16 protein-coding genes, 2 tRNA genes and 3 rRNA genes are annotated in these 21,874 nt (G+C 41.7%); 6 read left to right on the forward strand and 15 right to left on the reverse strand.

Going from position 1 to position 21,874, the window contains the following annotated elements; all coding sequences use genetic code 11:
• Positions 1–45: 45 nt before the first annotated feature.
• From thiH to PQO01_RS00680, 5 genes are all read right to left on the reverse strand, one after another.
• Entirely contained in the window at positions 46–1,167 is a 1,122-nt protein-coding gene (thiH, locus tag PQO01_RS00660; protein ID WP_274312118.1) for a 2-iminoacetate synthase ThiH, read from the reverse strand.
• Positions 1,164–1,937 (reverse strand): thiazole synthase, encoded by a 774-nt coding sequence (locus PQO01_RS00665; RefSeq protein WP_274312119.1) that lies wholly within the window; start codon positions 1,935–1,937, stop codon positions 1,164–1,166. Before PQO01_RS00665 ends, thiH begins: the two co-directional genes overlap by 4 nt.
• A gap of 3 nt (positions 1,938–1,940) precedes the next feature.
• Positions 1,941–4,652, reverse strand: coding sequence for a protein translocase subunit SecD (gene secD, locus PQO01_RS00670; RefSeq protein ID WP_274312120.1), 2,712 nt, complete (start codon positions 4,650–4,652; stop codon positions 1,941–1,943).
• 13 nt (positions 4,653–4,665) lie between these two features.
• Complete coding sequence (gene yajC, locus PQO01_RS00675) at positions 4,666–4,983, reverse strand: preprotein translocase subunit YajC (protein WP_274312121.1); 318 nt, start codon at positions 4,981–4,983, stop codon at positions 4,666–4,668.
• 152 nt (positions 4,984–5,135) lie between these two features.
• Positions 5,136–5,588 (reverse strand): SEL1-like repeat protein, encoded by a 453-nt coding sequence (locus PQO01_RS00680; protein WP_274312122.1) that lies wholly within the window; start codon positions 5,586–5,588, stop codon positions 5,136–5,138.
• Positions 5,589–5,748: 160 nt separating this feature from the next.
• Here PQO01_RS00680 and PQO01_RS00685 point away from each other — a divergent pair, with 160 nt between their 5' ends.
• The 5 genes from PQO01_RS00685 (at position 5,749) to PQO01_RS00705 (ending at position 11,642) form a co-directional block, all read left to right on the forward strand.
• A complete protein-coding gene (locus tag PQO01_RS00685; RefSeq protein WP_274312123.1) occupies positions 5,749–6,021 on the forward strand; it encodes a WXG100 family type VII secretion target in 273 nt (90 codons plus the stop codon).
• 1 nt (position 6,022) lies between these two features.
• Positions 6,023–6,490: a hypothetical protein gene (locus tag PQO01_RS00690; protein WP_274312124.1), complete on the forward strand. Its 468-nt coding sequence runs from the start codon at positions 6,023–6,025 to the stop codon at positions 6,488–6,490.
• Complete coding sequence (locus PQO01_RS00695; RefSeq protein ID WP_274312125.1) at positions 6,487–6,702, forward strand: hypothetical protein; 216 nt, start codon at positions 6,487–6,489, stop codon at positions 6,700–6,702. Before PQO01_RS00690 ends, PQO01_RS00695 begins: the two co-directional genes overlap by 4 nt.
• A complete protein-coding gene (locus PQO01_RS00700; protein WP_274312126.1) occupies positions 6,699–10,517 on the forward strand; it encodes an FtsK/SpoIIIE domain-containing protein in 3,819 nt (1,272 codons plus the stop codon). The genes PQO01_RS00695 and PQO01_RS00700 overlap by 4 nt, the downstream gene beginning before the upstream one ends.
• A 75-nt stretch (positions 10,518–10,592) precedes the next feature.
• Positions 10,593–11,642, forward strand: a complete 1,050-nt coding sequence (locus PQO01_RS00705; protein ID WP_274312127.1) for an aldose epimerase family protein — start codon at positions 10,593–10,595, stop codon at positions 11,640–11,642.
• 340 nt (positions 11,643–11,982) lie between these two features.
• Here PQO01_RS00705 and rrf read toward each other — a convergent pair.
• The 9 genes from rrf to hemF form a co-directional block, all read right to left on the reverse strand.
• A 5S ribosomal RNA gene (rrf, locus tag PQO01_RS00710) occupies positions 11,983–12,097 on the reverse strand.
• Positions 12,098–12,225: 128 nt separating this feature from the next.
• Positions 12,226–15,142, reverse strand: a 23S ribosomal RNA gene (locus PQO01_RS00715).
• 228 nt (positions 15,143–15,370) lie between these two features.
• Positions 15,371–15,447 (reverse strand) — tRNA-Ile (locus tag PQO01_RS00720).
• Between the two features lie 8 nt (positions 15,448–15,455).
• Positions 15,456–15,529 (reverse strand) — tRNA-Ala (locus PQO01_RS00725).
• Between the two features lie 128 nt (positions 15,530–15,657).
• Positions 15,658–17,173, reverse strand: a 16S ribosomal RNA gene (locus tag PQO01_RS00730).
• Together the 16S, 23S and 5S rRNA genes with 2 tRNA genes alongside form the textbook arrangement of a ribosomal RNA operon.
• Positions 17,174–17,505: 332 nt before the next feature.
• Complete coding sequence (locus tag PQO01_RS00735; protein WP_274312128.1) at positions 17,506–18,192, reverse strand: uroporphyrinogen-III synthase; 687 nt, start codon at positions 18,190–18,192, stop codon at positions 17,506–17,508.
• A 4-nt stretch (positions 18,193–18,196) separates the two neighbouring features.
• The gene (locus tag PQO01_RS00740) at positions 18,197–19,102 is read right to left on the reverse strand and encodes an NHL repeat-containing protein (RefSeq protein ID WP_274312129.1); all 906 of its coding nucleotides are present in this window, start codon (positions 19,100–19,102) and stop codon (positions 18,197–18,199) included.
• Complete coding sequence (locus PQO01_RS00745; RefSeq protein ID WP_274312130.1) at positions 19,095–19,409, reverse strand: hypothetical protein; 315 nt, start codon at positions 19,407–19,409, stop codon at positions 19,095–19,097. The genes PQO01_RS00740 and PQO01_RS00745 overlap by 8 nt, the downstream gene beginning before the upstream one ends.
• On the reverse strand, positions 19,409–20,323 hold the full coding sequence (hemF, locus tag PQO01_RS00750; protein WP_274312131.1) for an oxygen-dependent coproporphyrinogen oxidase: 915 nt from the start codon (positions 20,321–20,323) through the stop codon (positions 19,409–19,411). Before hemF ends, PQO01_RS00745 begins: the two co-directional genes overlap by 1 nt.
• 249 nt (positions 20,324–20,572) lie before the next feature.
• On the opposite strand from hemF, the gene PQO01_RS00755 reads away from it, so the two are divergent.
• Positions 20,573–20,995, forward strand: a complete 423-nt coding sequence (locus PQO01_RS00755; RefSeq protein WP_274312132.1) for a hypothetical protein — start codon at positions 20,573–20,575, stop codon at positions 20,993–20,995.
• Between the two features lie 71 nt (positions 20,996–21,066).
• On the opposite strand, the gene PQO01_RS00760 is transcribed toward PQO01_RS00755, so the two are convergent.
• Positions 21,067–21,873 carry a phosphoribosylformylglycinamidine synthase subunit PurQ gene (locus PQO01_RS00760; RefSeq protein WP_274312133.1) on the reverse strand — a complete coding sequence of 269 codons (807 nt, stop codon included), beginning with the start codon at positions 21,871–21,873 and terminating at the stop codon, positions 21,067–21,069.
• Position 21,874: the final 1 nt, after the last annotated feature.

Consider the following 21,874-nt stretch of genomic DNA (forward strand, 5'->3'; position numbering starts at 1 on the left):
TAAAGCTTAAGTAATTAGTCATGATAATAAATTATGAGCGTTCAGCTAGCCAATTAAACAAGGCTCCCAATCTTTCCACACAGCCTCATGATCACGGGATTCTATAATTGCAATAATATCATCAACATTTCTTTCATCCGTAATATCAAACTGCTTCAGAGCCGATTCAGGATTACAATAACCCCCAGGCTCCGTCGATGATTCGGCACTCATATGTGTCACACCCAAACCAATTAAGCCATCACGTAAAAAGGCTGGTTCACGAGTAGAGATATTGATCCCTAAATCAGGAAAGGCTAAACGCCAGGCCAAGATCAACTGCACCACATTCCGGTCACTCACATCTACCGCAGGCTTGTAATCAGTTTCAGATTCGCATAGGCGAGGTAAACTAATTGAATACTGAACACGCCAATAATTCTTCATCATCCAATCCAAATGCACTGCACAATTTAAGGTGTCTAATCGCCAATCTGGAGCCAAACCTAAGAGAACACCCATATTGATTTTTCTCATTTTTGCTTCAGCTCCTCGAGCAGGAGCATCCAAACGATAATCATAATCCTTTTTCTTCCCACGTAAATGTACCTGAGAATAAACTTCACGATCGTAAGTTTCTTGGTAAAGAGTTAGGGTATCGACTCCCGCCTCGACTAAATCTTCATATTCGTTTTGACGAAAAGGTGCCGTTTCAATCGCCACCGACGAAAAATAAGGTCGAACTGATTTTACCATTTTAGAAACATACTCTGACGTAACAATTTTCTGGTGTTCACCAGAAACTAATAACAGCTGACGAAAACCACGTTTATTAAGATAGACAGCCTCGGCTTCCATCTCTTTTTCATCAAGAGTTTTACGAGAAATCTTATTCTCCATTGTGAAGCCGCAGTAAGTACAGGTATTGGTACATTCATTGGACATATAGGCAGGTGCATAGAGGCGAATCACTTTACCATGACGCTCAAAAGTCAACTGACTCGAAAGTTGTGCTAATTCCTCTAAATAATGACTTGCTGCGGGAGATATGAGTAAAGAAAAAGTTTCTAAGCCCTCTTTTGGATATCCAGAATTAATAAGAGTTTCAATACGATCCTTATCTTCACAAGCTAAATTTGACTGAAGCTCACTTCGGTCAAAGGCATTAAAACTCTCTAAAAAACTCATTTCAGGAAGGAAGTAAGTGGGCTACTCGCAGAGGCTTGTGAACCTCGCTTTGCTAAGCCACATAAATAAGCTTTTCTACCAGCTTCTACTGCAACCGAGAATGCCTGTGCCATTCCGGCAGGATCAGAACTGGCAGCTAAAGCCGTATTAACCAAGACACAATCTGCCCCCATCTCCATGGCTTCACATGCATGAGACGGGGCACCTAAACCAGCGTCTACAACTACGGGTATGTTCGATTGCTCTATAATGATTTTTATCATTTCTTTAGTCTGCAAACCTTGATTGCAACCAATAGGCGCTGCTAAGGGCATCACTGTCGCACAGCCCACTTCTTCCAAGCGTTTAGCTAAAACTGGGTCTGCATTAATATATGGAAGAACAGTAAAGCCTTCTTTCACCAACACTTCTGCTGCTTTTAAAGTTTCAATCGGATCAGGTAGTAAATAACGTGGATCTGGGTGAATCTCTAGCTTCACCCATTTTGGCATACCTGCTGCATGAGCAAGCTTTGCCATAACCACGGCCTCTTCAGCCGTTGCCGCACCACTAGTATTTGGCAAAATCAAATATTTCTCAGGGTCTAGGGCATCAATAATGTTCTCACCCTTTTCACGTTCAAAATCTAAGCGGCGTAAAGCAACTGTTACTATCTCTGCTCCACTCGCCTCAATAGCCGACATCATTGCTGCATTATTTTGAAACTTACCCGTTCCCACAAAAAAGCGGGAACGAATTTCTCTACCAGCAATTACGAGCTTATCTGACATTGTTTATGATTCTTCTTCTTGGAAAACCGTTTGGTCGTTTTGACGCTTAATGTCACGCTCTTCACGATCCGCAGTAATGCGCTCAAGTTGAGTCGCCATACGGTTACAGACTATTGGTGCTGCTACGTAAATTGAAGAGAAAGTACCGATACCGATACCGATAGTAAGAACTGTAGCGAACTCTTGAACGCCGCCGCCAAGACAAAGAACGATAACAACAAATAATGTTGTAAGGGACGTAATAATTGTACGGCCTAGCATGTCATTAATGGCTGTATTCACAATTTCGAAAATTGAGCGTTTCTTAATATCGCCCGATTTCTCACGTATGCGGTCGTAAACGACAATCGTATCATTCAGTGAATAACCCATAATAGTTAATACGGCACCAATGATAGGAAGTGAAATTTGATTACCAAGAAGAACGAAAATACCAACTGCAATTAAGGCATCGTGCGCTAAGGCCGCAATCGCACCAAAGGCGAATACACTTTCAAAGCGGAAAGTAATATAGATAAAGATTGCTACCATCACCCATAGCATGGCGCCAAGAGCTTTACTCTTAAATTGTTCACCAACTAGACCACCAATACTTTCACCACCATTGTTGACAAAAGTAGCTCCCGTCTCTGAACCTAGTTTATTCAGTAATGCATCAACTTTCTTGGCAAATGCATCAGCATCTTCACCAGGTAGATCTTTGAATACAACTTCTAAACTCTTAGCATCTTCACCAACTGCTGTTTTGTATGCGAGTCGAGGGCTATTCACGCCCAAGTCAGAACTTAAAGCCGATGCAATTTTATCTTGATCGGGAGCATCGCCCGTCACTTGATAAGAAAGTGCCGTACCACCAGTGAAGTCCACACTTAAAGCATCTGAACCTTTGCTAACTAAGGTCACGATGGAAATAACACAAAGTATTGTTGATACTAAGAATGCTTTCTTACGGTTTTTCCAAAAATTGATATTCCATTTCTTTGATTGGCCTAAACCAGATATCATCTTCTTATCTCCACGCTCACCATTATTCATCCAATCGAAGAAAATACGAGATACGAAAATTGCTGTAAACATTGTTGTGATGATACCAATTGATAGTGTAATCGCGAAACCCTGAATTGGACCAGTACCAAAATTATAAAGAATTAATGCGGAGATAAAAGTTGTTAAGTTCGCATCGAAGATTGCTGTGAACGCACGAGCAAAACCTTCCCGACTTGCGTTATCTGCAATTCTACCAGTTGATAACTCTTCACGAATACGTTCAAAAATAAGTACATTGGAGTCAACCGCCATACCAAGCGTCAGTGCGATACCCGCAATACCTGGCAAAGTGAAAGTCGCACCATAAATCATCATTGATGTCGCTAGAAGAATTAAGTTAATCAAGAGACCCGCAGCTGCAAAAACACCTGGAAGTCTGTACCACCACATCATAAAGAGCATTACGCCGAGGACACCGATAATGGTCATCATCACGCCACTCTTGATTGAACTTGCACCTAGAGTTGCATCTGTACGTGATTCACCATCGATATTAATTTTAACTGGAAGTGAACCTGATTGAAGAACAAGTGCTAATTCAGCTGCTTCTTCGATACTGTCCATGCCATCGATCTGAGCGGAACCGCCATTAATGACAGTGTTAATTCTTGGTGCACTATAACAAACGCCATCGAGAACAATTGCTAAACGCTCTCCCACAAAACGCTCAGTAACTTCACCGAATTCTTTAGCACCAGTCTGGTTAAATGTTTTACTTACTACCCAGCTACCATTTTGGTCCTGGCCATAAGAAGTTTGAATAATGTCTTTACCTGTCATTTCAGGCTGAACTTTTAGAAGGAGAACTTCTGGTGGTCTTCCAGACTCATCTTCTTTACCGTAAACGATTTCATAGCCAATGTCTTCTGGCTGCTTCGGCCCATTTGGACGTGTTTCGTGAAGTGCGCGGAATTGAAGTTCTGCTTGACGAGTAATTAAAGATGCAATGGCATTTCTTTCTGCATCATTGACCACTGGAACACGTACGAGAACGGTATTTTCTGAGAAAGGACGGATTTCAGCTTCTGCAACACCCTTACTATCAATACGACGTTTAAGAACTTCAACGATTTTGTCGCGAACTTCAATAGCCGTGCCATCTGCTTCTTTTAATTCATTTGGATCAAAGGCAACGATAAATTCAACACCACCCTTAAGGTCAATACCGAGCTTCAAGCGACCTGTCACTTCACCTTGGAGGCGACTAACTACTTTCTTATTAGAGAAACGAGGCATATCAAAGAATTTAAATAGCTGTAAGCTCTCGCTGCGCGCGTTGTACATCAAAGCTTCAGAAGGGTTCATTGGTACTGGAGAATCCGCAGCTTTCTTTTTACCCGCTTTCACATCTGCTTCAGCTTGGTCGACGATTTTATTAAAAGTCTTAGCTTCTTCAGATGAAATATACTGATCTCTGACTTTTCTAAGAGCTCTGAGATCTCTAGCTTTATCACCAGTATTATCTTCGTTTGCCTCAATAATCAACTCAGATAGCTGCTTATCTAATTTCTCGGCTTCTGCATCATTTACTTTAGTTTGTAATGCTTTGGCAGATTCCTTGCGAATATGAGAAAATAAATCTTGGTTTTTAAGAGGCGTTGACTCCATCATCCATAGTGCGAGAACAATGAGAACCGCCAATAAACGGTATTTTACTGATTTTGACATTTTGACCCTCGCCTTACTTCTTTGACGCTTCGCTAACGACCGAGCGAACTGCGTTTTGATCTACTTTAACTACGGTCTTCTCTGCAATCTCAACTTGCAAAACGCCATCTTCGATAGCTTTAACCGAACCGTAAATACCACCCTCTAAGATAACTTCATCATCTTTAACCAAGGAGGCCACGCGTTCTTTGTGAGCTTGGACCTTCTTTTTCTGAGGTCGTAAAATTATTACGTAAAAAATCGCGTAGAAGACGACAAATATGGCGATAGTTTTCACCATTTCGGCGGGATTGCTCTGTCTTTGTGCTTGAGCTAATAAATCGAAGTTCATCAAACGAATATCCTATATTCTCTATAATTAAATTTTATTTCAAACCCTCAAGTTTAAACCCACTTCAAAAATTCTCCAGTCATCCCATGCTTTAGCAGAGATAAATATAGAGTTTTTGGCTCAAACTCATCAAAATACGGAGCGCGCGGCTCTTAGCGCGATCTTTCTAGGTAACGTAATTGGTGCCTTGCTTTAATGGAGCCTAGATCGGCTGCATTCTTCAGCCATTTCTTTGCAAGTGCCATATTGGGGCCGGGACCATAGTATCCATACTTGTGGATCATCGCCATTTGGTAACAAGCATCTTCATCACCTAACTCAGCCTGTGCGAGTGTTCTTTCATAGGCTTGACGACTCATTTTTCGGGTCACCAAAGCATAATCTGTCACCTCTTCATCTTTCATGACCTGCCCACTATTTTGAGCTGCTTTCATATTTTTCAGATACTCTGCCCTGTCTTTATCTGTATTGCTATCAAAGACTTTTTCATTTCGTGCGACAAATTCTTCTTCCTGAGTCATACCCTCGTAAGGATCTTCCTCATCTTCATTGGATTGACAGGAACAAAAGACACCAAGGCCCAGAAGGAAAATGATTTTTCTCATTTGATTGAATACCATATATTTTTTTGACTTATGAAAAACATTGAACTTATTTATTAATATCTCGTCTGAATTTAGCAAGTTTTAGGGTGATATTTTTTTATTGAACTGGAATTCTCCTTGCTCAATTATTAGCTTAAGGATGTAAACTAAGGACAACTGTATGGCCAAAGCTTCTATCGACCCGACCCAAGTTCGCGCGTTCGCCGCCGAACTCAAGAATTTCAACCAAGAATTACAGAATCGTATGCTCTCGCTTCGAGGACGCTATAAAGCACTAGGAGAAACTTGGCAGGACCAAGAACACGCTCGTTTTGCAGAGGAGTTCGAACGCGCAATGAAGAGCCTCAAGAAATTTGTTGAATGCTCAAATGACCAAGCGCCCCTTCTCATTAGGAAAGCCGACAAAATCGACGAATATTTAAAGCAAAGATAAAATGTCTAAGAAAGCCAACATCCAATCATTTGATGCCCTAGAGCAATTTGCCCTACATTTAAAAAAATCACGTGACCAAATCAATCAAGCCTCGGGCGAGATACGCAATGAAATACTGAGACGGCAAAAAACTATACAGGAAACCTTGCCACAACAAGTAAACAAGCAAATCCTTCATTGGCAAGAAGTCATCAAAAACACCAAGCAGCACTCGGGCTTACGCCCCTCTTCTGATGCGAAAGAAACCCTTCAGCGGGCCAAAGAAAAATTAACTGACTTAGAGAAAAAGAAATCTATCCTACAAAAATGGAAACAGAAACTCCCTGCCTTACTTGAACCTCACCAAGCACAGATAATTAAATTCCGCTCTTACACTGACTTAGAAATCCAACGCGCGAGCGAGACACTTATTAAACAAGTTCAGACTCTGGATGAGTACACACAAATCAAGGTGAAAAAACAATTATGAACTTTCTTACTCATCGTCAACACCTCTTAGAATTGAGTCAATTGAATCAACAAAAATGGATCAAACTGAAAATGCATTGGAAAGATGACAAAGCACTCGAATTCGATCGTGTTTATCTAAAAAATTTTCGCCGACATATCAGCCTAACGCTAGAAAGCTTAGATGAACTCGACCAAATCTTCAGACATTTTAAAGAGGAGTTTGACCAATGATATTCCCCTTAACTCCTGACAAATTAAAAAAGCAATTAGCCGAGCTAAACCATCATCAAAATAATGCTACCATCAAAATTGATAAGCTAAAAGATCAACAAGCACAAGACCTCGAAAAAACTCTCAGCATTTTCAATAATCAGAAGATGCATTTTTCAAAGGAACGCAACAAGATAAAGACTGAAATAGAAGAACGTTTTCGTGATCAAATTTTAAGTATCAAGCACAAGCAGCAGGAAGAAGTTCAACAAATTCAAAATGATTTACGTTATGAAGAGCAAATCATTCAAAACAAATATAACGAAATTGGTGATGTCGATCGTAAAAAAATGGCTGATGCCTGCAGAGAACACCGTGAAACATGGGATGAAGCTAGCCATGTGACTGAAGAACAATTCCTCGAACGATCTAGGAAACTGCAAGAAATCACCGAATCCTTAGATAAACAAACACAATTCTTCAAAAAAAACATTCGTCTCAAAGAAGCATTATTTACTGATGAAGCCTTAGAAGAGTTAATCTCTCAAGAACAAGAATTTGATCGCGAACTTGCTTTGGAAAGCTTAAGTTATGATGATGTCTTTAGCAAAGTTCAGCAACTTCATTTACAGCTCACAGATCTTTGTGGGAAGATAAAAAAGAAAATCATCTTTAAACTCTTTCAGATAATACGCCCTCTTATTGCTTATGCTATCATCGTCATTACCCACACGCCGTTGATCCTATTCTCATACAACTATAAGCCTGATTTTTTTCCAATATTGTACCCAGCTCTTTCAGCTACCATCTGTATCTGCCTGCTAAGCTCCTTATTACTTTTAAGAAAATCTTTATTAAACAAACTCTTACAAACAGCTAATAATGATCATGCACAAATTCAACCGCTGCTTAATTTCTGTAAAGAACTCGCAGAAAAAAATAAAGCAGACGCAGTAGAAAAACAGAGCGCTATCTTTATGAAGATTCAAAATCGAGAAGACATGAAGCTGGAAGAAAAACTACGCCTTATCGAAATTGAACAACTTGTTGAAATGGACAAAATCTCTAAAAGTTTTTATGAAAAAATCCACAAAATAGAAGCCGTAGGTAACAAAGCACTAGAACTAATCCTTAAGGAACGCCAAGAATTATGGGATCAACAAGACGTCAAAGCGAATGAATCTATTCGCAACCTCGTTGAAGAACATGAAACTGACTTAGCCAACATTAAAGAACACGCTGATTTAGAGCTAAAAGAAAAATCTGCGCAAGTTAAAGAAGAAATTGCCACTGCTTGTAAAACTTTACAAAAAAGTATTTCAGAAAGCTCTAAATACCAAGAAGTGCTCTTTCCCAACTTTGAACAAGCTCAAGAAACATGGAGTCCACAAAGTGACTTCCATAATCAAATTGCTTTCTCTTCAATTGAAGTCTCCTTGCATGATCAATTAAAGCACCCAGAAGACCCATATATTCAAGATCTGCTCCCAAAATCCATTACAGTCCCCACACTACTCGAACTACCCAATAACGCATCAGTCTATATAGACGCAGGGCAATCTAATAGAACTCGAGGATTACAGCTTTTACGCAATACGCTTTTACGTATTTTATTAACAATCCCTCCAGGTAAAGCACGCTTCACTTTTATAGATCCCCTTTCTTTGGGTGAAAACTTCGCCGCTTTCATGCACCTTAATGATTATCAAGAAATTCTAACAGGCGGAAAAATCAGCACAAAAGCTGGTCCTATAGAACAAGACCTCAATGACTTAAACGATCACCTCGAAACAGTTATCCAAAAATACCTCCGCAATGAGTACTCCAACATCTGTAAATATAATCTTGCTGCTGGCGAAATAGCCGAACCCTTCCGCTTCTTAGCTATCGCCGATTTCCCCTTCAATTTCTCTGAAGAAGCAATTAAAAGACTTATTACTATTGCTCAAAATGGTTCACGTTGTGGTGTCTACTTAGTCATCCACCACAACCCCGAATATCCCATCCCAGGCGGCTTACGTATAGATGAAATCAAGAACCACTGTATTTTCTTAGAACCCAAAGATGATAGCTTCGAGTGGAAAAAGGCTCCTTTCCGCCAAACACAGCTCAAGTTAGAAGCCATTCCATCTCCTGAACTAAGCAACGCGCTAATCAAGAAGGTTGGTGCAGCTTCATCAGATGCTTCCACCGTTAAAATCCCCTTTGAAAAAATCATCGAAAAAACGCCATGGAAAGCGAGCTCTAAGGACTCTCTTTCAGTAAGCATGGGACTTACCGGAACTCGTCAACAAGAACTTCACTTTGGTCATGGCACAGCTCAACATTGCTTACTAGCAGGCAAAACAGGTTCGGGCAAATCCAATCTCATTCATGTCATCATTACTAATATGGCAATCAAGTACTCCCCTGATGAACTACAATTCTTTCTAATTGATTTCAAAAAAGGTGTCGAGTTCAAAATCTATGCTAATGAGCTGCTACCACATGCACGTGCAATTGCCATAGAATCGGATCGAGAATTTGGGGTTAGCGTTCTTCGTGAAATTGATGCAGAACTCAAAAAAAGAGGCGATAAATTCCGCCATATAAATGCACAAAACATCAGCCAATTTCGTGATAGTTCCCAAGAAGTCATGCCTCGAATCTTGCTCGTCATTGATGAATTCCAAGAATTCTTCACTGAAGACGACAGCCTTGCTAAAGATGCCATCCTACTACTCGACCGTATTGTACGTCAAGGGCGTGCTTTTGGTATTCATGTTTTGCTAGGCTCTCAAACTTTGGGCGGTGCTCAAACTCTCCCACGTTCGACCATGGGTCAAATGGGAATTCGTATTGCCCTACAGTGTAACGAAAGTGACTCCTACCTCATATTCAACGAAAACAACAACGCAGCTCGTCTTCTCTCCAGACCAGGAGAAGCCATCCTCAACAGTCATTCAGGCCTACCAGAACATAACTCTCCCTTCCAAACGGCTTGGCTCAGCGAAGATAAACACCATAAGGAACTAGTAAAACTTAGGAGTAAACGAAGTGGTCATCCATTCATTTTTGAAGGCAATGTCCCTGCTCAACTCGTAACGTGTAAAGATTACATGGATTCCAAAGATTCATCCGAATTTTTTATTGGTGAACCCTGTGCCATTGAAGAAAGTCAAAAAATACAATTCACCAAATCTCCTAGTCAGAATGCTTTACTGATCACCTCTAATAAGGAGATAAGTCTGGGTATATTAATGAATGCCTTCGCTAAAGCACTACAATTAAATCAAGATAATCAGTTTTATTTACTCAATGGCTCAAAAGATGACAAGCAATCCCAAAGTTATTTCGATACCTTAACCGACAAAATCACCTCTGCTCTTCCTGGCAAAGCAGATACACTCATTGACCAACTCCATAAAACTTTACTTGAAAGACAAGAGCAAAGCGATGATCAAGCGATCTACGTCTTTGCTTCGAATTTTCAGCGTTTTAGAAATCTACAGAAAAAAGATGATTTCTCATGGGACGAAACTGAAAAATCGAGTGCTGATAAATTAGAAGAACTTATCCAGTTGGGGCCTGAAAACCATATCCACTTTTTCATTCACTGTGATTCCTTCTCAAGTTATTTACGCATCTTGAGCAACAAGCGCTTACAGGACTTTGATTATAGACTATTAAGTCAAATGTCTCAAACCGACTCATTGTCATGCATAGATAAAAGTGATGCAGCAAAACTTGAATTACACACAGCTTTACTGTATCAAGACCATAATGGCCTTGTGAAAAAGTTCCGTCCCCATGCTTTAGCTTCTATAAACTTCTATAAAGAACTCATCAGTCAGTAACTTAACACGTCATAAGCATTGTATAGGTCCGCACTGAAAGTATTTTGAAAAATCAATTTACTTAGGAATTATAAGATGAGCATCACAGCAGAAAACTTCACCGCAATCAAACTCTATACTTTACAAAACGAACAAGGCACCACGGTTAAAATCACTAACTTTGGAGCTATTATAACTTCCATAATTACTGCTGATCGCGATGGCAACTTTGCTGATATTGCTCTGGGTCATAATAGCTTAGATGAGTATCTCACAGCTGTGGATAAGCCATACTTTGGTGCCATTGCAGGCCCATACGCTAATCGTATTGCTAAAGGGCAATTCACTCTCAATGGTAAGACATACCAACTAGCTACAAACAATGGCGAAAACCATTTACATGGTGGAAACATAGGTTTAGATAAAGTCATTTGGTCTGCTACTGAACTAAAGGGTGAAGAATTCTCGGGACTTCAACTGAAATACACATCTAAAGATGGTGAAGAAAACTATCCTGGCGAAGTGAAATTCACCCTTGAGTATAAACTATGGGATAACAATGATCTAGAAATTACTTATCATGCAACAAGTGACCAAGACACTCCGATTACCCTTACAAATCATTCTTACTTCAATTTAAAAGGCGAAGGTAATGGCGACGTATTAGACCACCTTGTTTATATTAATGCTGATCACTACACACCCACTGATTCGACCGCCATCCCTACAGGTGAAATTGCACCAGTTGCCAATACTCCATTTGATTTCACTAATGAAAAAACTATTGCTCCTGTCATCTCTGCTAGCCATCAACAAATAGAATATGGCAATGGTTTTGATCATAATTTTGTTCTCAACAAAAATGATGATGAAAAAATGAGCCTCGCTGCTTCCGTTTATGAATCCAGTTCAGGTCGTTTCATGGAAGTTTTCACCGAAGAACCTGGAATCCAGTTTTATACTGGCAACTACCTTGATGGACGATTAAAAAGTAAAGCAGGGAAAAACTATATTCAACGAGGTGGACTTTGCTTAGAAACTCAGCATTTCCCTGACTCACCCAATCAAGAAAATTTCCCCTCCACTATTCTTAAAGCGGGCGACGTTTACTCAAGTAAAACGATCTATTCCTTTAGCACTAAGTAAAGTTCACATAAGATCCATTTATTTAAGCCACTGACATCTCAGTGGCTTTTTTGTATCTAAAACTATGGCTACGATTGGGTGTATATAACAGCGTAAGGATTAATCCCGTACAGATTCATTGTATGTAGTACAAACTTTAGTTTGCTTACGACTTCATGCTAATTAAATCTATATTTGAATTATCTATCACACGCTAAAGCGTGAACTACCTACCCTCTCCTTATACCTTAGAACCATCGCCCCCTATGCTAAATGCTTTCTATCTAACATCCTCATCCGCCCGTGCGGCAGCACAAAAAAAAGCACTGAATAATAAATTATTCAGTGCTTCGAAAAAAAAGGCTGGCAACGACCTGCTCTCCCACAGTCTTAACTGCAGTACCATCGGCGCTGGAGGTCTTAACTACCGAGTTCGGGATGGGATCGGGTGTGGCTCCTCCGCTGTGGTTACCAGCCGGAAAATGTTGGGAAGAAAACTTAGTGATGATTGAGTAGATCGCAAGACCTAACTTAGTAGAGTTAGTTACTTGTGTGCTTATTATCTTTTTTAGGTGGCATCGAGTTGATGACAACTAAAAAAGAGGTGGACAAGCCTCACGGCTGATTAGTACTGGTCAACTGAACATATTGCTATGCTTACATCTCCAGCCTATCGAACAGGTAGTCTTCCTGTAGCCTTTAGAGGATAAATCCTGGGATATCTCATCTTTAGGGGGGCTTGGCGCTTAGATGCTTTCAGCGCTTATCCTTTCGCGACTTAGCTACCCAGCAATGCACCTGGCGGTACAACTGGAACACCAGAGGTCACTCATTCCCGGTCCTCTCGTACTAGGGAATGCTCCTATCAAATATCCTACGCCCGCAGAGGATAAGGACCGAACTGTCTCACGACGTTCTGAACCCAGCTCGCGTACCACTTTAACCGGCGAACAGCCGGACCCTTGGGACCTTCTTCAGCCCCAGGATGTGATGAGCCGACATCGAGGTGCCAAACCGCACCGTCGCTATGGACGCTTGGGTGCGATAAGCCTGTTATCCCCAGAGTACCTTTTATCCGATGAGCAACGGCGATACCACTTTCCACCGCTGGATCACTAGGTCCTGCTTTCGCAACTGCTCCACCTGTCGGTGTTACAGTAAAGCCTACTTCTACCCTTACGCTCTACGTATGATTGCCGACCATACTGAGTAGACCTTCGAGCTCCTCCGTTACATTTTAGGAGGAAACCGCCCCAGTCAAACTGACCCTCTGAAACTGTCCCCCATCCGGATTCACGGACGTGGGGTTAGATGCCCAGACAGATAAGGGTGGTATTTCACTGACGACTCACAAACGCCTGACGACGCAAGTTCACAGTCTCCCACTTATGCTACACATATCTGCCCGAACAACAATATCAGATTACAGTAAAGGTTCATGGGGTCTTTCCGTCCATCTGCGGGTATCCGGCATTTTCACCGGAACTACAATTTCACCGAGATCCACGTTGAGACAGTGTCTGGATCGTTACACGATTCGTGCAGGTCGGAACTTACCCGACAAGGAATTTCGCTACCTTAGGACCGTTATAGTTACGGCCGACATTCACCAGGGCTTCATTTCGAAGCTTTGCCCGAAGGCTAACCTCTCCATTTGACCTTTTGGCATTGGTCACGTGTCACACCCTATACTTCCTCTTTCGAGTTTGCAGAGTGCTATGTTTTTGCTAAACAGTCGCCCAGACCTCTTAACTGCGACCCCCCTGAGGGGGCACCCCTTCTCCCGAAGTTACGGGGCTAATTTGCCGAGTTCCTTAACGTGGTTTCTCTCGCGCACCTTAGTCTACTCGACCTTCCTACCTGTGTCGGTTTTAGTACGGATAACTAAGCTTCAAACGCTTAGAAGCTTTTCTTGGCAGCATGGTTCCATGTTAGACGGTTCCACCCGAGGGTTTCTTCGCCCCATCACAGTTGGTTCTTATGTAAAGCGGATTTTCCTACTCTACGAATTGCCTGCTTGGTATGACTAATCCATCAGTCATTAACATTTTCCTTCCGCGTCCCTTCATCACTAAACTTAGCTAGTACAGGAATATTAACCTGTTGTCCATCGACTACGCCGTTGGGCCTCGCCTTAGGGTCCGACTAACCCTGGGGGGACGAACCTTGCCCAGGAAACCTTCGGATTTCGGTGACCAGGATTCTCACCTGGTTTTTCGTTACTTATGTCTGCATTCTCACTTCTATGCGGTCCACCTGTTGTTTCCATCAAGCTTCACTCCTGCATAGAACGCTCTCCTACCCCCAGCAAGCTGGGTCGCGTCTTCGGCAATGGGCTTTAGTCCCGATTATTTTCGGCGCAGAATCACTCGATCAGTGAGCTATTACGCACTCTTTAAATGGTGGCTGCCTCTAAGCCAACATCCTGATTGTCCAAGCAACTCCACATCCTTAATTCCACTTAGCCCATCTTGGGGGCCTTAGACGGCGATCTGGGCTGTTTCCCTTTTGTCTATGCGGCTTGTCCCACATAGACTGACTCCTGAGCTCATAAATTTACGGTATTCGGAGTTTGATATTTGTTGGTACCCCGGTAAGGGCCCGCGAAAAATCAGTAGCTCTACCCCCGTAAAGAAGCACTCAAGGCTAGCCCTAAAGCTATTTCGGAGAGAACCAGCTATCACTGAGTTTGATTGGCCTTTCACCCCTATCCACAAGTCATCCAAGCGTTTTTCAGCACGCAATGGTTCGGTCCTCCACCCGATGTTACTCGGGCTTCAACCTGCTCATGGATAGATCACTCAGTTTCGGGTCTACTGCATACGACTTAAATCGCACTATTCGTACTCGCTTTCGCTTCGGCTCCGTTTAATAACTTAACCTTGCCGTATACAGTAAGTCGCAGACTCATTATGCAAAAGGCATGCGGTACATCATATAAAGATGACCCACACTTTGTAGATGTATGATTTCAGGTTCTATTTCACTCCCCTTACGGGGTTCTTTTCGCCTTTCCCTCACGGTACTGGTTCACTATCGGTCACTAACGAGTATTTAGCCTTGGAAGGTGGCCCTCCCTGATTCAGACCGGGTTTCACGTGTCCGGCCCTACTTGGGATACCCGCTATATATTAAAGAAATTTCATCTACGGGACTATCACCCTCTGTGGTTCGATTTTCCAAACGATTCTACTATTTCTTCAATACAATGTTGCAGGTCCCGCAACCCCTAAAAGCATGCTTTTAGGTTTAGGCTCTTGCGCGTTCGCTCGCCGCTACTAGCGCAATCTCGGTTGATTTCTTTTCCTCTAGGTACTGAGATGTTTCACTTCCCTAGGTTCGCCTCCCTGACCTATTTATTCAGTCAGGGATAACTGGACATAACTCCAGCTGGGTTTCCCCATTCGGATACCCCCGGATCAAAGCTTTTTTGCAGCTCCCCGAGGATTTTCGCAGCTTAACGCGTCCTTCATCGCCTGTTAGTGCCAAGGCATCCATCATACACCCTTACTAGCTTGTCCACCAAAAATATTAAAAATAATATCTTCAGCGACACACCTAATTCTTACTAAGTCTTTCTTTGTCTTGTATTCTTTTGGTTTGCGATCTTGGTATAAATTGTTTTTTGGTTTGTTCTTTCAATTATAAATAATTAAAAGACCTCAATTATACTTTGACTCTTTCATTCTATTGTTTTCTTCCTTTCAAAGATCTAAAGCTTTTTCCCACTTTCGGGAAGGCTTAAATTCTGGTACGCGCACCAGGATTTGAACCTGGGACCTCATCGTTATCAGCGATGCGCTCTAACCAACTGAGCTATGCGCGTATCTAAAGTGGAGCCTATGGAATTCGAATCCATGACCTCCGCCTTGCAAGGGCGGCGCTCTAGCCAGCTGAGCTAAGGCCCCGTATTAAATACAGCATTAGATACTCAATGTCTGAATTATACGATAGTAACGGGGTAATAAGTCTTTTAAAAAAGTACTCTAATCAAGAAGTAAATCTTGAGTCGAGGTTAGTCTTTTTCATTCCTTAAAAAGGAGGTGATCCAGCCGCTGGTTCCCCAACGGCTACCTTGTTACGACTTCATCCCAGTCACTAAGCCCACCTTCGGCGTCTGCCTCCTGCAAGCAGGTTGGCGCAACGACTTCGGGTGAACTCAGCTCCCATGATGTGACGGGCGGTGTGTACAAGGCCCGGGAACGTATTCAATGAGCCGTAGCTGATGCCCATTTACTAGCGATTCCATCTTCATGGAGTCGAGTTGCAGACTCCAATCCGTACTGAGACCGGTTTTGGGGATTCGCTTCCTATCACTAGGTCGCTGCCCTTTGTACCGGCCATTGTAGCACGTGTGCAGCCCCGGGTGTAAGGGCCATACTGACTTGACGTCGTCCACACCTTCCTCCCGCTTAACACGGGCAGTCTCCTTAAGGTTCTCAGCATTACCTGTTAGCAAGTAAGGATATGGGTTGCGCTCGTTGCCGGACTTAACCGAACACTTCACAGCACGAGCTGACGACAGCCATGCAGCACCTGTTTTTGCGCCCCGAAGGGAATTCGACTTTCACCGAACGTCGCTCAATGTCAAACCCGGGTAAGGTTCTTCGCGTTGCCTCGAATTAAGCCACATGCTCCACCGCTTGTGCGGGCCCCCGTCAATTCCTTTGAGTTTTAGTCTTGCGACCGTACTTCCCAGGCGGTACACTTATCGCGTTAGCTTAGACACTGATCCGACTAACCAGACCAACATCGAGTGTACAACGTTTACTGCTAAGACTACAAGGGTATCTAATCCTTTTCGCTACCTTAGCCTTCGTCCATGAGTGTCAGTATTGTGCCAGTAAGCTGCCTTCGCCTTTGGTCTTCCTTGTGATATCTACGCATTCCACCGCTACACCACAAATTCCGCTTACCTCTCACATACTCTAGTCTACCAGTTTCAAATGCAGGTTCAGTGTTAAGCACTGAAATTTCACATCTGACTTAGTAAACCACCTGCGGACCCTTTACGCCCAGTAATTCCGAATAATGCTCGCCACCTACGTATTACCGCGGCTGCTGGCACGTAGTTAGCCGTGGCTTCCTCTGGGGGTACCATCATCGTTTTTCCCCCCTGACAGATCTTTACAACCCGAAGGCCGTCTTCGATCACGCGGCATTGCTCCGTCACGCTTTCGCGCATTGCGGAAGATTCTCGACTGCAGCCTCCCGCAGGAGTCTGGGCAGTGTCTCAGTCCCAGTGTGGGTGATCGTCCTCTCAGACCACCTAGCCGTCATAGCCTTGGTAAGCTTTTACCTTACCAACTAGCATAATGGCACGCGAACTCATCCCTAAGCGTAACCTTTAAATATTAGATCATGCGATCTTATATTCACATCCGGTTTTAGCAGTCGTTTCCAACTGTTGTTCCAAACTTAGGGGCAGATTATTCACGCGTTACTCACCCTTTCGCCACTTTCCATTCACCGAAGTGAATTTCTCGTTCAACTTGCATGCCTAATCCATGCCGCCAGCATTCATTCTGAGCCAGGATCAAACTCTCCAATCAATTGATTGTGTTTGTATCCGACTTAATTACTTAAAATATTTCTATTGAGTTTTCTCTCGAAAAAATTAACTCTTAAACCATCTCTGATTTAGGAGCCCGTTACTATCATATAATTCAACTATCAAACATCTTCTTTTTCTTGCTCGTAAAGCGCGCTTTCGGCTTCGTTTTGTACCCGTCGTTTCTGACAGGGCTCTTAGGATACCGCCAGTTCTTTTTTCCGCAAACGATTTTAGCTAAAAAAATTGATTTTTTTTGCCAAGTTCGCAAAACACCCACTACACATATTTTAAAAATGTTGATAATAAGATATTTACAAAAAACAAGAGATCTTAGATAAATAAAGCTTTTACCGTCTCTTCAGCATTAGCTTCTCGAGCAAGTGTGAAATCCTGGTCAGAATACTGCTTAAAAGTAACAGCTGTCGACCCACCTATAAGAGCAATCTTCTTGTTATTTAGTGAAGTCGATCCCTTAGATGAGAAGTAAGCTTCGACTGCAGATGAGCTAAAAAAGCAAATTGCATCAAAGTCTGGCAGCAAATCTAAGACTCTTTGCTCTGGAAGATAAAAATCATGCCGCGCTACACTTATCCCATGCGACGCCAAGTAATCCACTAAATCATTTTTAGCCAAACCTGAACAAGGAAACAAAATACGCTTGCCTATAAATTCATCTTTTCGCTTAATAATTTCTTTGGCTAATGAAGTCGCACAGAAAGAGGAAGTGGGCATTAAGGAACATGCCCTACCATAATCACTCTCTAAGGCATCCGCAGTAGAAGGGCCGACACAAGCTGCTTTATCAAAGTGATTCAGAGGATACAGATGCTGCATGTAAAGGCGAACAGCCGTAGGTGATGTGAAAATTACCCAATCACTTTTGCCTAGAAGCCCAATAGACCCCTTTATTATTTTCATTGTCTGTAATGGCAAATCCAAAGCCGTGGCAGAATAATCGTCTAAGACTTTTCTTGCTTTCTTATTAGTATCAGGAAAACCTGTAAGCAATACCCGCAACGGGTTACTCCTCAGAACTCGGTCTAGGTTTTAGAGCGGGAAGCAAACTTATTGTATTTGTGAAGTATTGCGGAACTAGCAAAGCATTTTTCTCTGGATAATAACTAATTGCCTGGGGTGTCACAATTCCGCTCTTAAACAATCTTGCTCCACGCTTACCACTCCAATCCAAATCAAAAAGGAAAATACTTTCTTTATCCTTATGAAGTAGATAAAGCTCTCCTTCAGAGCCTTGACATAAATCCATAAAGCCCTCGCCACCCGATTTCGCATTTGAGCTAAGCTTAATTGTTTTCTCTGCCTTATCAGTTTGACAATTGTAGACATACAAAAGATCTCTAACTGAACTTAATACATAGAGTCGGCCATCATCATATAACATACCACTAGGTCTAGGAATTTTATTAGTCATTGCTTTAACTTCTGGCTTGGCAGAATACAAGCCTTCTACCTTATAGAGAATATTTGCTTGTAAATCTGTAAAATACAAATCTCCAGAATCTGTCAAAGCCATTGATTTGAGGTGCTTCACTTTAGGTAAAGGAATCAACTTTTTAGGCTTTAAAGACAAGCCATCAATATCAAAGATCGCTATCTGCTTACAATCACCAACAATTAAAGACTTATTATCCAAGATCATCTTTACTGGCGCCTGAATATCTTTTCTTTTACCTGAGTTTGAATGCAAGACTTTAAAGACATTTCTTCTTGGCTTTTCAAAAGGGTTGGAAATCAGAACTATCTCTGCGTAGGAGTCTGCTACATTTTCTACACCTTTCATATTACTAACAAGAAAAGCTTTTTTGGCAGGGTAATAAACTATCGAAGAAGGCCTATCTAAACCAGGATTCTGTAATGCTTGACCAAATAGGCTAAATGTAAATAATAAGGCTAATAACAATCTAAACATATAATTTCCTAAACAAAGCTAAAGTAACGTAAGAGTCTAATTTGGCGGTCGAAATCATCAAGTGACTCCCCTGCCAATAGGCCTTGATATCCTGCTCTAAGGCAGATTCATCTTCAATTGAGATTTGGCGAAAAAAAGCTACTTCACTCTGCTCTGCCGGCTCGAAAAACACCCAGACTTCATAATCATTCTCGTAGAGACCATAAGCCTGCATAGGATTTGATGAACTAGCTATCTCTTTAAGGCGGACATTCGCATTATCAATACTGACAATTAAATCTTCTTTTGCAAATTTTAAAATTCTCATTAGACCCAATCCTTTGGCTTCAAAAAATAATCAGTCAATCGTGCTTCTTCAGAGCCTTTTGGATACTGAGCACAATAATCCCAGCTAACCAAAGGTGGCATAGACATCAAAATTGCTTCTGTTCTACCGCCAGACTGCAGACCAAAAAGTGTACCTCGATCATAGACCAAGTTAAACTCCACATATCGACCACGTCTCTGTACTTGAAAGTTCCTTTCTCGCTCTCCGTAGGGGTGGTTTTTTCTCTTTTCAGCAATCGGGAGGTAGGCATCCAAGAAAGAATCTCCTATAGCTTTCATAAAATCAAACGATTTATCAAAACCCCATTCATTAAGGTCATCAAAAAAAACACCGCCTACACCGCGCTGTTCATCTCTATGCTTTAAATAAAAATAATCATCACACCACTTTTTATAGCGATCATAAACACCTTCACCAAAGGGCTCGCAAGCTTTCTTAGCAGTACTATGCCAATGCTGACAATCCTCGTCAAAACCGTAATAAGGTGTTAAATCATAACCGCCGCCAAACCACCAAGTTGGATTTTCTTCACCTGCACTAAAGAAACGTACATTCGCATGTGTCGTTGGCATGTAGGGGTTCCGAGGGTGAAGTACTAATGAAACACCCGCAGCCTTAAAAGGTTTATTCGCAATCTCGCCTCTATGCGCAGAGGCTGAACCAGGTAATTTCGCCCCTTCGACACAAGAAAAGTTAACACCCCCCTTCTCGAAAACAGCCCCCTCTTTTATAACGGCACTTACACCAAAACCATTTAGTCCTGTCTCTCCATCTTTATCCCAACGATCAAACTCGAAAGATTGCTCTCCATCAAAATCTTCTAAGCCTTTGCAAATATTTTTTTGTAAGGCTTGTAGATAAGTAGTAATCTGATGGAAGTCCACCTGCGACATATATAACTCCGAATTTTCTATTGAGAGCCAATATAGTTTTCAATTGCTGAATGTTAAGTGGAAATACTATCGCGATCTTTAATTATACGTGAAGCCGGTGCATTTTTTTGCAATTAGACTGAATTATAAGTACAATAGATACAAATGATACTTATTTTAAGTAATCAACAGTAAATTTCCATTATCAACTTTTTGATTACAAAAGCTCTAGCATATTAAGTTAAACATACTCATTAATAAAGGATACAAATGAAACTTCTTTACACTCTAATTGCTTTTATCTCCATACAAACATTATATGCAGACAGCACTAAACAAAGTTTTCAAGAATTCATTTTAGGGCGCTGGGAATTTGACGTTCCTAACGCCATTAAAGAGCAAGAAAAAAACTTAAAAAAAGAGCTCCCAGAAAAACTCAAGAACCAAGTCAAAGAACAACTCGAGGGCTCTATAGTTATTATTAAAAAAGATGAGATCGAAGTTCTCCTCATCTCCTCTGAGAAAAAATTAAAATACACCGTAAAAGAAGTTGGTCCTAATTACATAAAAACTTCTATCACATACCCACTTGGTGGCGTTGAAAATAGAACATTCATCTATGAAAACGACCTTCTCTACGTACGTGAAGGAGACAAAAACTATATGATCCTCAAAAAGATCGTTAAAAAGTAAGCTTCACACCCTGTACACAAAAAAAGCTCTTCACAATGAAGAGCTTTTTTTATATCTAAATGGAATAAAGACTAGAGTAATTCCGCCTCTGCGAACTGCACTGCATTTCTAAATATCTGCATACCCAGACCTTCTTCAGGAAGAGTACCGTTAATTTTTTGCTGCGTCCAATGAGGGTGATTAAAAGGAGAAATATAAGCCTCCGGGTGTGGCATCAAGCCAAACACTCTACCAGACTTATCACATATCCCTGCAATACTATTCTGCGAACCATTTGGATTCATCGGAAATTCTTGTGTCGGTTCAATCGTCACTGGGTCTGCATAGCGAAGACAAACATGACCGCCTTCTTCAAGTTGATTTAAAGTCTCATCATCCATGGCTACTAATTTACCTTCGCCATGACGAATTGGAACTGGTAGAACATGAATCCCCTTTGTGAATACACACTGAGAATCCTCTTCGACTTTTAATGTCACCCAATTATCGCGGAAAGTTCCACAATCATTGTGCTGCAGTGCGACTTCTTGATTAAAAAGACCCTTTAAGGCTGGGACAATACCCAAACGAGTCATGGTTTGAAATCCATTGCAGATACCAATAATTAGCTTACCCGAATCAATAAAAGATTCTAACTCTTGACGCAAACCATGCTTAATACGATTCGCCAACACTGTGCCCGAACCCAAATGGTCGCCAAAAGAAAAACCACCAATGAATGCCAAGACATGGTACTCATTCAAGTTCTCAGGGGATTTAAGTAAGTCATTCAAATGAATCTTACTTGCACTTGCTCCAGCAGCTTCAAAAGCCACTGCAGTTTCTTTTTCACAATTAAGGCCAAGACCTGTAATAATTAATGCTTTAACGCGACTCATG

The sequence above is a fragment of the Lentisphaera marina genome, assembly GCF_028745505.1.
GTDB lineage: Bacteria > Verrucomicrobiota > Lentisphaeria > Lentisphaerales > Lentisphaeraceae > Lentisphaera > Lentisphaera marina.

What these genes read in the sequence shown, in the direction of transcription:
- thiH (WP_274312118.1), bottom strand. Translation starts at nt 1,167, where the DNA reads ATGAGTTTTTTAGAGAGTTTTAATGCCTTTGACCGAAGTGAGCTTCAG.
- PQO01_RS00665 (WP_274312119.1), bottom strand. Translation starts at nt 1,937, where the DNA reads ATGTCAGATAAGCTCGTAATTGCTGGTAGAGAAATTCGTTCCCGCTTT.
- secD (WP_274312120.1), bottom strand. Translation starts at nt 4,652, where the DNA reads ATGTCAAAATCAGTAAAATACCGTTTATTGGCGGTTCTCATTGTTCTC.
- yajC (WP_274312121.1), bottom strand. Translation starts at nt 4,983, where the DNA reads ATGAACTTCGATTTATTAGCTCAAGCACAAAGACAGAGCAATCCCGCC.
- PQO01_RS00680 (WP_274312122.1), bottom strand. Translation starts at nt 5,588, where the DNA reads ATGAGAAAAATCATTTTCCTTCTGGGCCTTGGTGTCTTTTGTTCCTGT.
- PQO01_RS00685 (WP_274312123.1), top strand. Translation starts at nt 5,749, where the DNA reads ATGGCCAAAGCTTCTATCGACCCGACCCAAGTTCGCGCGTTCGCCGCC.
- PQO01_RS00690 (WP_274312124.1), top strand. Translation starts at nt 6,023, where the DNA reads ATGTCTAAGAAAGCCAACATCCAATCATTTGATGCCCTAGAGCAATTT.
- PQO01_RS00695 (WP_274312125.1), top strand. Translation starts at nt 6,487, where the DNA reads ATGAACTTTCTTACTCATCGTCAACACCTCTTAGAATTGAGTCAATTG.
- PQO01_RS00700 (WP_274312126.1), top strand. Translation starts at nt 6,699, where the DNA reads ATGATATTCCCCTTAACTCCTGACAAATTAAAAAAGCAATTAGCCGAG.
- PQO01_RS00705 (WP_274312127.1), top strand. Translation starts at nt 10,593, where the DNA reads ATGAGCATCACAGCAGAAAACTTCACCGCAATCAAACTCTATACTTTA.
- PQO01_RS00740 (WP_274312129.1), bottom strand. Translation starts at nt 19,102, where the DNA reads ATGTTTAGATTGTTATTAGCCTTATTATTTACATTTAGCCTATTTGGT.
- PQO01_RS00745 (WP_274312130.1), bottom strand. Translation starts at nt 19,409, where the DNA reads ATGAGAATTTTAAAATTTGCAAAAGAAGATTTAATTGTCAGTATTGAT.
- hemF (WP_274312131.1), bottom strand. Translation starts at nt 20,323, where the DNA reads ATGTCGCAGGTGGACTTCCATCAGATTACTACTTATCTACAAGCCTTA.
- PQO01_RS00755 (WP_274312132.1), top strand. Translation starts at nt 20,573, where the DNA reads ATGAAACTTCTTTACACTCTAATTGCTTTTATCTCCATACAAACATTA.
- PQO01_RS00760 (WP_274312133.1), bottom strand. Translation starts at nt 21,873, where the DNA reads ATGAGTCGCGTTAAAGCATTAATTATTACAGGTCTTGGCCTTAATTGT.